Annotated in this window: 10 protein-coding genes and 1 tRNA gene; 4 read left to right on the forward strand and 7 right to left on the reverse strand. The window is 68.7% G+C overall.

All coding sequences use genetic code 11. The annotated features are described in order from the left end of the window. Positions 1-104: 104 nt before the first annotated feature. Together ABZW60_RS13370 and ABZW60_RS13375 are read right to left on the reverse strand one after the other, a co-directional pair. Positions 105-845, reverse strand: coding sequence for a hypothetical protein (locus ABZW60_RS13370; protein ID WP_355476430.1), 741 nt, complete (start codon positions 843-845; stop codon positions 105-107). 61 nt (positions 846-906) lie between these two features. Beyond that, positions 907-980 (reverse strand) — tRNA-Met (locus ABZW60_RS13375). A gap of 115 nt (positions 981-1,095) precedes the next feature. On the opposite strand from ABZW60_RS13375, the gene ABZW60_RS13380 reads away from it, so the two are divergent. Next, positions 1,096-2,061, forward strand: coding sequence for a GNAT family N-acetyltransferase (locus tag ABZW60_RS13380; RefSeq protein ID WP_355476432.1), 966 nt, complete (start codon positions 1,096-1,098; stop codon positions 2,059-2,061). A gap of 319 nt (positions 2,062-2,380) precedes the next feature. Beyond that, on the forward strand, positions 2,381-2,773 hold the full coding sequence (locus tag ABZW60_RS13385; protein WP_355476433.1) for a hypothetical protein: 393 nt from the start codon (positions 2,381-2,383) through the stop codon (positions 2,771-2,773). A gap of 83 nt (positions 2,774-2,856) precedes the next feature. Here ABZW60_RS13385 and ABZW60_RS13390 read toward each other — a convergent pair whose 3' ends face one another. The 5 genes from ABZW60_RS13390 to ABZW60_RS13410 are packed head-to-tail and all read right to left on the reverse strand — an operon-like array spanning position 2,857 to position 8,255. Continuing rightward, complete coding sequence (locus ABZW60_RS13390; RefSeq protein ID WP_355476435.1) at positions 2,857-5,838, reverse strand: UPF0182 family protein; 2,982 nt, start codon at positions 5,836-5,838, stop codon at positions 2,857-2,859. Continuing rightward, the gene (locus ABZW60_RS13395; protein ID WP_355476437.1) at positions 5,835-6,449 is read right to left on the reverse strand and encodes a PPA1309 family protein; all 615 of its coding nucleotides are present in this window, start codon (positions 6,447-6,449) and stop codon (positions 5,835-5,837) included. The genes ABZW60_RS13390 and ABZW60_RS13395 overlap by 4 nt, the downstream gene beginning before the upstream one ends. Positions 6,450-6,492: 43 nt before the next feature. Beyond that, positions 6,493-7,530, reverse strand: coding sequence for a PDZ domain-containing protein (locus ABZW60_RS13400; RefSeq protein ID WP_355476438.1), 1,038 nt, complete (start codon positions 7,528-7,530; stop codon positions 6,493-6,495). Next, positions 7,527-7,799, reverse strand: a complete 273-nt coding sequence (locus ABZW60_RS13405; RefSeq protein WP_355476440.1) for a hypothetical protein — start codon at positions 7,797-7,799, stop codon at positions 7,527-7,529. The genes ABZW60_RS13400 and ABZW60_RS13405 overlap by 4 nt, the downstream gene beginning before the upstream one ends. 30 nt (positions 7,800-7,829) lie before the next feature. Further along, entirely contained in the window at positions 7,830-8,255 is a 426-nt protein-coding gene (locus ABZW60_RS13410) for a molybdenum cofactor biosynthesis protein MoaE (protein WP_355476441.1), read from the reverse strand. Between the two features lie 314 nt (positions 8,256-8,569). Here ABZW60_RS13410 and ABZW60_RS13415 point away from each other — a divergent pair, with 314 nt between their 5' ends. Both ABZW60_RS13415 and ABZW60_RS13420 read left to right on the forward strand, forming a co-directional pair. After that, entirely contained in the window at positions 8,570-9,871 is a 1,302-nt protein-coding gene (locus ABZW60_RS13415) for a zinc-dependent metalloprotease (RefSeq protein ID WP_355476443.1), read from the forward strand. A gap of 164 nt (positions 9,872-10,035) precedes the next feature. Next, the gene (locus ABZW60_RS13420) at positions 10,036-10,467 is read left to right on the forward strand and encodes an NUDIX domain-containing protein (protein WP_355477602.1); all 432 of its coding nucleotides are present in this window, start codon (positions 10,036-10,038) and stop codon (positions 10,465-10,467) included. The last annotated feature ends 540 nt before the right edge of the window (positions 10,468-11,007 follow it).

Genomic DNA, 11,007 nt, shown 5'->3' on the forward strand with positions numbered 1-11,007 from the left:
CACCGAACGCGCCGGACGAGCTCCGGCGCCGTGGACGACACACAACCGCCCCGCCCTCAACCCCACTTTCAGCGACCTTTAGAGCTTCCTTAGAAGCTGCACCCTCAGAGCCGCAGCAGCCCCGCGGCGAGTGACTCGCGCAAGCCCGCGGGTGGCTCCTGGTAACCCTCGTCCCACAGCGCACCGGGAAAACCGCCGGCCGCGAACGCCGTGTTGAGATCGTCGACGAACCAGATCTCGGGCCCCACCTTCCCGTCGATTCCGGGGCCGGGCAGGTCGATGCCGTAGGGCGCGTCACCGCTGATGTTCGCCTTGTGCAGCTCATCGGGCGCGTAGTCGAGCTGGAACGCGATACCGGCGTCCCGGCGCACGGTGTCGGTGAGGTACTCGGCGTGCTCCGCCTCGTAGTAGGAGCGCGAGCCGCCCCGCTCGGCCCACTCGAACTGCACCACCAGCGGATCCGCGAGCACGCTGGCCGGCCATCCCGGCAATTGCCCGACGAGCCACACATCGCCCACCTGCCGGATCCACGCGCTGACCGTCATCGGGAACGGCGTGAACGTCGCCTCCAGCCAGTCGGCCAACGCGGGCGCGCCCGGCGACGGCGGAACGTGCGCGGGACACGGCGCCCCCTCGTCGTCGTTCACCTCCGCGCGGAAGCCTTGCGCCTGCAGCCGCTCGACCAACGTCTCGACGTTCCTGCGAGCCCGGTCGCCGAACTCGCGCGCGACCGCCTCGGCGTCCTCGCGGTACGGGTCGTCGAAGACCTTCACACCAAGCCCGCGCAGATCGCGCCACACCTCATCGGGATCACCGGACACATACCGCGCGTGGAAGCTCACCATGGCCACCATCCTTGCAGGGAGCAAACGAAGGCCCGGACCTGATGGTCCGGGCCTTCTTCCGTAGCGGGGGCAGGATTTGAACCTGCGACCTCTGGGTTATGAGCCCAGCGAGCTACCGAGCTGCTCCACCCCGCGTCGTTGTGTCTTTAGCTTAGAGGATCTGGGCCGAGCATCCAAATCGAGTCCCGGCGCGGCTCCGGACCGGCGAAAACCCGTGTCTGCCGAGCACGTCCCGGCGTACCGTCCGAGTATGTCCCAACACGTCATCCGCCCGTTCGAGGAGGCTGATCTGCCGGCGGCGGCAGGCCTGCTCGCCGAGCGGCATCAGGAGCACCGCAAGCGTCACCCGTTGCTTCCCGCCGACTACGAGGACGAACGGCTCGCGCTCGTCGAAGTGACGGCGGCGTGGGAGACCGAGGGCGCGTCCGGTGCCGTCATGGTCGAGCACGGCGAACTCACCGGCTATCTGCTGGCTGCGCCGAAGCCTTCGCGTGTCTGGGGTCCGAACATCTGGGTCGAGGCCGCCGGTCACGCCGTCCGTGAGCCGGAACACATTCGCGACCTGTACGGCGCCGCCGCTGCCAAGTGGGTCGACGACGGCCGCATCGCGCATTACGTCCTGGTGCCCGACGACGGCGAACTGCTCGACGCCTGGTTCCGCCTGGCGTTCGGTTCGCAGCATGCGCACGCCGTCCGCCCGGTCCCCGAGTCTCCCCTCGCATCGCCGCGCGATCTCGCCGTACGACGGGCCGTGCGCGCCGACATTCCGGTGCTCGCGGAGCTCGATCTCGCACTCCCCCGTCATCAAGGCTTGTCGCCGGTGTTCTCGTCCGGGGAGATGCCGTCCCTGGAGGAGGCGGTGGCGGATTGGGAGGACTCGATCGACGACCAGGACTACGCGACCTTCGTTGCCTCGTACAACGGTGAGGTCGTCGGCTCGTCGGTCGGATGCTCGCTGGACAAGTCGAGCTCGCACAACGGTCTGGCGAAGCCTGACAACGCCGGCTTCCTCGGGTTCGCGGCTGTGCTGCCCGCGGCGCGCGGCCTCGGCGCCGGACGCGTGCTGGGCGAGGCCGTGCTGCAGTGGTCGGCGGAGACCGGGTACACGTCGGTCGTGACGGACTGGCGGGTGACGAACCTGTTGTCGTCGCGGACATGGCCGCGGCTCGGGTTCCGGCAGACGTTCCACCGATTGCACCGACTGATCGGGTACTGAGCGGGTACTGACGCCGGGTTTGTCCACAGATCCGGATTCGCCGGTCCGGGCGAGCGACGATCACTGCACCTTCTTGGTCACGAAGGACGCCTCGCAGCAGGCGAGGCGCCGCCGTTTCCAGGAGGCAGCCATGTCGCGTTCATCGCTTCGTTCCCGAGCCGTGCCGTCCGCCCGTCGTATCGTGACCGGGACCGCGGCCGTCCTGGCCGCGCTCGGGCTCTCGACGACGGTCCCTGCCTCAGCAACCGGGTTCACACCGTCGTCGTCCGCAGCGATTCATCCATCGATCGAGCAAAGGGCTGGCACCTTGGACGGCTTCGTGATCGAGAACCTCCCCGACGGCCTCGGCACCCCGAGCGACTTCGAGTACGAGTGGGAGGACGTGTCGTTCCACAGCCGGGTCTGGGAGACCGGGCCGGATGCGGAGGGCGCGTTCAAGGTCGACCTGACCGTGAAGACGCTGCGCGGCGAGCGGCTCACCGACCTCGAAGCCGTGAAGGACTTCCTGGTCGAGTACGAGGAGAAGGAGCCGGGCGACTGGCAGCTCGTCCCGGTCAAGGTCGGTGGGTACGACGGTCTGCTCGCCGGCGACGAGGTGTTCTACTTCGTCGAGCCCGGTGTCGCGGCCGAGGTGACGATCGATCACGAGCGTTTCACCGACGAGGACCTGGTCGACACCGCGGCCGGGTTCCACCCGGAGCCGGCGACGTGATGCCGTAGGCAACCAACCTGGACAGGCGAAGGGGCGGCGACGCCGACTGCTGTCGGTGTCGCCGCCCCTGGAAGCCCTGTGCGTCAGCCTGTCGGCGACGTCGGTGGACTCGTCGGCGTCGATGCGGGTGGACTCGACGGACTGCCGGACGGCGTGGCCGACGGCGTCGCCGTGGGCGTTCCCGCCGCGGCGGTGGCAGCTCTGTCGAGCGCTGCCTTCATCTGGTTCAGGTTGGTCTGGTAGCCGGCGAGGTCGCCCTTCGTCAGGGCAGCCTGCGCGCGTGTCCAGGCAGCCTGCGCGTCGGCGATGGCCTGTTTGACCGTCTGGTTCGGCTGCTGCTCAGGTGGCGTCTTGGTTCCTGGTGGCAGCTCGCCGGTGTCGACGTTGGTCTTGAAGACCTTGTTGAGGGCTTCTTGCAGCGTCCCGCCGTAGGCGACGCCGTCACCGAACGACACCAGGACGTACCGGAGGACGGGGTAGGTGCCCGCTCCGCTGGTCCGCACCGAGTAGACCGGCTGCACGTAGAGCAGACCACCGCCGAGCGGCAGCGTCAGCAAGTTGCCGTACTGCGCTCTTGCCCCGCTGTTCGGCTGGTTGATCGGCAGCAACGCCTGTCTGATGCCTTCGTCGGTCTGGAACTTGTTGTAGACCTGCCCCGGACCAGGTATCTGCAGGTTGCCCGGCAATCGCAAGATCCTGAACTTGCCGTAGTCCGGTGAGGTGGCTTCGGCATCGACGGCCATGAACGCCGTCAGGTTCTCCCGTTCACCGTTCGGCACGTACACCGACGTCAGCGAGAACTTCGGCTCGGTCTGACCGGGCATCCGCAACGACAGATAGAAGGGAGGCTGGCTGATATGCGTCGCCGAGTCACCGGACGAGACCGCGGTCGGGTCGTCCGGCACGCGCCACAGGTCGCTGTTCTGGTACCAGGTGCCGGCGTCCTCGACGTGGTACTTCGCGAGCAGGTCGCGCTGCACCTTGAACATGTCCTCCGGGTAGCGCAGGTGCGACATCAGGTCGGGCGAGATGTCCGAGCGCGGCTTGACCGTGCCGGGGAACGCCTTCATCCAGGTCTTCAGCACCGGGTCGCTGTCGTCCCAGGCATAGAGCTCGACCGAGCCGTCGTAGGCGTTGACGACCGCCTTGACCGAGTTGCGGATGTAGTTGATCTTCTCGCTCGGCTGCTGCGCGATCGTCCCGCGGCCCGTGGTGGTGTCCCGGGTGCTGACGTCCAGGTCGACCTTCTGGGAGTACGGGTAGTTGTCCGAGGTGGTGTAGCCGTCGACGATCCAGACCACCTGGCCGTCGACGATCGCCGGGTACGGGTCACCGTCCGGCGTCAGCCACGGCGCCGCCTTCTCGACCCGCTCGCGCGGGCTGCGGTCGTAGAGGATCTTCGACTCGGTGTTCACCCGGCTGGACAGCAGGATGTTCGCGTCCCGGAACTTCGTGGCGTAGAGCAACCGGTTGGCGAACGAACCGATCGGGACGCCGCCCTTGCCCTCGTAGGTGTTCAGCGTCGGGTCGCCGCCGGACTTGCCCTCCGGCGTGTCGAGCTCGACCGCCTGGCCGCCTTCCGGGGCGCCGACGATCGAGTAGTCCGGGGACTGCTCGCCGAAGTAGATCCGCGGCTCGTACTTGCCGAGGTCGCCGGTCGGCGGCAGGTCCTTCTCGGTCCACACCGGGATGCCGCCCTGGGACTGGTTCCCGTTCGCGGCGACGACGCCGTAACCGTGCGTGTAGACGGTGTGGTCGTTGTTCCAGTTGCGCTGGCCGGCCGGCAGCCGGTCGACCTGGACCTCACGGACCGCGATGACGGTGTCGTTGACCTTGCCCTTGACCTTGTACCGGTCGACATCCAGATCGGTCGGGAACGAGTAGAAGCCACGGACCTGCTGGAGCTGCTCGAAGGTCGGGCCGATCACGGTCGGGTCGATCAGCCGGATCCCCGGCAGGACCTCGGCATCCGCGGTCAGTTCCTCCGGCTTGGCCGTCGTCTGCGCCCTGTACTCGGTGACATCGGCGCCCTCGAGCCCGTAGGCCTGACGCGTGGCCTCGATGTTCTTCGTGATGTACGGCGCTTCCTTCACCGGCTCGCTCGGTCGCACCCGCAACTGCTGGAGAGCGGCCGGCCAGAGCGCACCGAGCAGGATCGCCGACAGGATCAGCACTACCGTGCCGACCCCGGGAAGCAGCCAGGTCCGCCGGACCACATTGGCGAAGAAGAGACCCGCGCAGAGAACCGCGATGACGGCCAGGATCTCTTTGCTGGGCAGGATGGCGTTGTCGCCGGTGTAGGAAACACCGGTGAAGAGCTTGGCATCAGAGGTCGTCAGACCGTACCGGTCCAGCCAGTAGCTGAAGGCCTTCAGCAGGACGAGCAGCCCGAGCAGCACGGAGAACTGCACCTGCGCCGCACCCGACGCCTTCTGGCCCTTGGCGGACGGGCGGAAGCCGCCGTAGAGGTAGTGGGTGATGATCGCGGCGACCAGCGACAGCAGGACGATCGAGTAGCCGAAGCCGAGCAGCACGCGCAGCCACGGGTAGTCGAAGACGAAGAACGCGATGTCCTTGTTGAAGTGCTTGTCGGTGACGCCGAAGGGTGTCCGGTTCCGCCAGGCGAGGAAGACCTTCCACTCCCCCGACGCTGCCGAGCCGCCGAAGATCAGCATCAGGGTCGCGATCACACCGACCGCGATCTTCCCGTGCTGCTGCAGCAGATCGCCGTACCGCTCGAAGCCCGGGCTCGGCGACGGCGCGAGCGCCACCCGCGGCCGGGTGCGGAACGCGACGATGATGTTCGCGACGACGGCCGCTGCCATCAGCACCCCGACGATCACGAACAGCAGCACCCGGGTGCCGAGCACGGTGCTGAAGACCGAGCCGAGGTCCACCGACCGGTACCAGAGCCGCTGGGTCCAGACGTCGGTGAAGACGCTGAAGAGGATCAGCAGGACGATCAGCGTGGCGATCGTCGGCAGCAGGGCACGGGGTCTCCCGCCACTGCGCCGTGGTCTCCGGGCGGCGGGCTCCTCCGGCATGTCATAGACGCCGTCGCTCATGGTTTCTCCTCGTTGTCGCTCATGCCGTCGACCCCAGGACCCTCGCCCGACCGGCTGCCGACCGAAGGTTCGAATGTCAAAGACAGTACTTCGCACAGCGTGGGGACCAAGTCGACGCCGGTCAGCACCGCGCTGTCCTCGTCGTGTGCGCGCAGCCGGACGGCGCCGAACCGGTCGCCCTCACGCAGCACCGCGGCGACCATCCGGACCTCGTGCCGGCGCGGATCGCTACCGGCCAGCCGGGCCAGTTCGGCATCGGACTCGACGCTGGACAGCCCCGACTCGGCCGCCGCCGGCAGCACGATCCGCTCGATCGCCAGCGCGCAGCCGGCGACGCCGTCCGGCCACTCGATCCGGCCGAGGGTATCGGCGAGATGCTCGTCCTCCACGCCGCCGGGGAGCTCCCCCTGCGCGACCGGCGTCAGCGGCTGGGACGCGTCCTCGGCGCCGAGTTCCGCGGCGAGCTGCGGCTCCGCGCGGAGCAGGTCCGCGGTCGGGACCAGCGCGAACAACTGCGCGGGCTGGTCCCAGCCCGAGCTGCTCACGTGCTTCTCGATCTCGATCACCGCGCGGCTGAGCGCGTCGGACGGCAGCATGCCTACGGAATCCATGCCGGCAGATCTTCCCCTCGGCTCACCGGTTCGAACACATGACTCATTGGCTGCACGACGGGACCTCTCCCTTGCCGTCGGCGATCGCCTTCAGGGCACTGATCGCGTCGGTCAGCGTGCTGATCTTCACCAGCTGGATGTCCTTGACGCCCGCGTGCAGCGCGGCCGCGCAGTTCGGCGCCGGGACCAGGAACACCGTCGCGCCGTCGTTCCGGGCGCCGGCGATCTTCTGCTGGATACCGCCGATCGCGCCGACCTGGCCGAGCGCGTCGATCGTCCCGGTGCCTGCGACGTGCTTGCCGTTCAGCAGCGCACCAGGGGTCAGCTTGTCGTAGATGGCCAGTGCGAACGCGGTGCCCGCGCTCGGACCACCGATGTCCTGCCCGAGGTTGACCGTCACCTTGACCTGCGAGTCGACACCGATCGTGATCCCGACCATCGGCCGGGTCTCTTCGCCCGGCGTCGCGGCGGTCTTCAGCGCGACGGTCTGCTCGGCGGTGCCGCGGCGGATCAGGAACACGACGTCCTCGCCCACCTTGTGCTTGCGGACGAACTCACCGACCTGCGGGACCTGCGTCACCGGCTGCCCGTCGACGGCCAGCACGATGTCGCCCGGCTTGAGCTTGCCCTCTGCCGGGGACTTGTCCGCGACCGTCGACACCTTCGTGTGGAACGGAACGTTCGCCGCCTGCAGTGCGGCCGCGACCGCGCTGTCCTGGGAGCCGGTCATCTCCGCGGTGTTCTGCTGCTCGACCTCGTCGGCGCTCTGGTCCGGCGGATAGATGATGTCGCGCGGGAACAGGTCGTGGTGCGGGTCGAGCCAGTTCCGCATCGCCTGCGGCAGGGTCAACTGACGGTCCGGAGAGGTCACGGACACCGTCGTCAGATCGAGCTGCCCCGTCGTCGGGAACGTCTCGTGACCAGAGATCTCGATGACCGGCTTGTTCTTCGACGCCCCCAGCGTGTCCTTGACCGGACCGGGGCTGAACGAGACGAACGGCACCGGGAAGGCGGTGACCAGTCCCAGCGAGACGACAAGCACGACGATCGAGGCGACCAATGTGGCGGTACGACGTGTCACGAACCCTGCCCTGCGATCTTGGAGCCGGAGCCAGGGACCTCGGAAGAGACCGGCTGATGGATACGACGACCGAGGCCGCGCCGACGTTCCGGGGTGGCCCGCGGGCCCGGCGCGGCGAGCGCGGCGTTGAAGCGACGGAAGTCCTCGACCGAGGCGAAGGCACCGCCGGCCCGGCGCGGCTCACGGCTGCGCCAGCCGCGCCAGGCGGCCCAGCACATCGCCAGCAGCGTGGCGGTCAGCGGAAACGCCAGCCACGCCAAAACCTTCATCCGGCCACCTTCATGCGCCCAGCGTACGGGTCAGTGAGCGCCGACCCACTCGCTGCCACCGTCGCTGAAGCGCTGGTGTTTCCAAATCGGGACCTCGGCCTTGAGATCGTCGATGAGCTGCCGGCAGGCGGCGAACGCCACATCCCGGTGCGCTGCGGCCACCGCCACGATCACCGCGGCGTCCCCGATCACCAGGTCCCCGGTGCGGTGGACGGCGGCCAGCGCGGTCACCGACGGGTCGTCGCAAACACGCTGAGCGACCTTCCGCAGGTGCTCCAGCGCGTCCGGATGGGCCTCGTAGCTCAGGCGGTCGACCGGCTTGTCCTGGTCGTGATTGCGCACGGTGCCGATGAAAAGCGCAGTTCCGCCCGCCGTCGGATCCGCGACGGCCGCCAGCACCTCGTCGCTGGACAGCGCGCTGTCGCGGATGTCCAGCAGTCTGATCGCGTCGCTCATCGGTTCCTCATTCCCGCCGGGTCCCCACGCTCACACCACACCATTCCATCCCCACGCCGCAATTCTCCCTCCCGCCCGCCGTTTCCCGGACACCCCCTCCCGGTTCCGGCGCATCCGGGGGCTGCGGTGCGTGCTGCGGCGTGCACCGGGAGAGACTGTTGCCTTCCTCACCTACCCGCCATCCGCCCGCCCCGCCGGGTTCCCGGCTCTGCCTGCGGCGAACACAGGCGGCGATGCGTTCACCGGGCGGGGAACTGGCCGACGGAACCAGTACGTTGGAGTTGTACGCCCCACCCGCACAGGAAGGCCCTCCGATGAGCGACGAACCGGACAACCCGTTCAAGGGCACGCCGTTCGAGGCCATGTTCCAGCAGTTCTCGGGTGCGGCCGGCGCGGGCGGCACCCCGGACCTGAACGCGATCTTCGCCCAGGTCCAGCAGCTGCTGAGCGGCTCCACCGACGGCAAGCCGGTGAACTGGGACCTGGCCAAGGACATCGCCCGCAAGACCGTCTCCACCGCCGGTGACCGGTCGATGACGTCCGCCGACGGCGATCGGGTCGCCGACGCGGTCCGGCTCGCCGAGCACTGGCTCGACGACGCCACCACGCTGCCCGAGGTGTCCGCGACCTCCGCGGCCTGGAGCCGCGCGGAATGGGTCGAGAACACGCTTCCGGTCTGGCAGACGATCGTCGACCCGGTCGCGGAGCACGTCGCGGGTGCGATGGGCAACGCGCTGCCTGCCGAAGCGCAGCAGTTCGCCGGTCCGATGGCCGGGATGCTGCGGCAGCTGGGCGGTTCCGTCTTCGGAGCGCAGGTCGGCCAGGGGCTCGGTGAGCTCGCCGGCGAGGTCGTCAGCTCGTCCGACATCGGGCTGCCGCTGGGCCCGACCGGTCAGGCGATCCTGCTGCCGGACAACATCGCCAAGTTCGCCGAGGGCCTCGGGCTGACCGACGAGGACGTCCGGCTGTACCTCGCGTTGCGGGAAGTCGCTCACCAGCGGCTGTACGCCGGGGTGCCGTGGCTGCGTCAGCACCTGCTGGCCGCGGTCGCGGACTACGCGGCCGGGATCGAGGTCGACACGGGCAAGATCGAGCGCGCGATGGCCGACATCGACCCGCAGAACCCGGAGGCCATGCAGGAGGCGCTCGCCGGCGGTCTGTTCGAGCCCGAGGACTCGGAGCAGCAGAAGGCAGCCCTCGTCCGGCTCGAGACCACGCTCGCACTGGTCGAAGGCTGGGTCGACGACGTCGTACGGGAGGCCACCAAGGAGCGGATGCCCGCCGCGGTCCAGCTCGCCGAGACGGTACGCCGCCGCCGCGCCGCCGGCGGACCGGCCGAGCAGACGTTCGCGACCCTCGTCGGGCTGCAGCTCCGCCCGCGCCGTCTCCGCGACGCCGCGAACCTGTGGGCCGCCGTCCGCGACGCCCGCGGTGTCGAAGGCCGTGACAACCTCTGGTCCCACCCGGACCTGATGCCGAGCACCGGCGACCTGGACGACCCGATCGGCTTCGCCCAGCACGCAGGCGAACTCTCCGACATCGACATCAGCGACTTCCTCGACGCGGAGACCCCCGAGCCGCCCGCCGAGGACGACGGCGACAACCCGACCAAGTAGGCGGACCGCACCCCGCCCGAGCTTCCTCGGGCGGCGGTGTGGAAACTTGCGGAATGCTTCATGCGGACGCTGTTGAGGTCTTGAAGGCTTGGAGTGCGCCCGACGCAGAGCAGGAGGAGCTGCGCGCGCACTACCTGCAACACCTGTCCGCGCATCCGGACGGAATGTGGCGAACCTGCCGCCCCGAGCACGTGACCGCCAGCGCCCTGGTCGTCGACGCCTCAGGCCAGAACACCCTGCTGACGCTGCACAAAACAGTAGGCCGATGGCTCCAACTAGGCGGCCACTGCGAGCCGGCCGACCCCACCCTCACCGCCGCGGCCCTACGCGAAGCAACCGAGGAGTCCGGTCTCGCAGCCCTGACCATCACCCCCACCCCCCTCCAACTCTCCCGCCACCAACTAGAAGCAGGCGGCTGCGCCGGCGCCTACCACCTGGACGTCCAGTTCCTGGTAACCGCAACAACAACCGAATTCGTAGTAAGCAACGAGTCCCACGCCCTCAAGTGGTTCCCCCTAACCACCCTCCCCCCAGACACCGACCCCACAGTCCAGTCCTTAGCCACCCGAGCCCACCACCACCTATCCCACCCCTAACCACTCCCACCCACCGCCCACCGCCCACCGCCCACCACAGATCCTGACCCGGCACACGCCCAACCAGTAATACGGAACCGAGCAGGTGCGGCCAACCAGGTGGCACGGAACCGAGCAGGTGCGGCCAACCAGGTGGCACGGAACCGAGCAGATGGGCGCAACCAGCTGGATGTACGGAACCAGGCGGGTGCACGAACCAGATGCGCGCGCGGACCAGCCCGGTGTGCGGAACCACGCGCGTGTACGGAACCAGGTGGACGCGTGCATGGACCAGCGCGTGCATGGACCAGGCTGGTCACGGGACCAGGTGGGGTACCGAACCAGGCGGTGCATAACCAGGCGGGTGCATGACCAAACGGGTGCATGACCAAACGGGTCCATGCCCAGGCGGATCCATGACCAGGCGCCCATGACCAGCTTTGTACATGAACCAGGTGAGTTCATGGATCCAGACGGCTGCGTGGAGCGGAGCCTTGTGGGCCGACTCATGTCAGCCGGCCCACGTCCCCCAGCGGAGCGCCCGTCCCCGCCCTGTCGTCC

The sequence above is a fragment of the Kribbella sp. NPDC003557 genome (assembly GCF_040610805.1).
In the GTDB taxonomy this organism is placed as follows: domain Bacteria; phylum Actinomycetota; class Actinomycetes; order Propionibacteriales; family Kribbellaceae; genus Kribbella.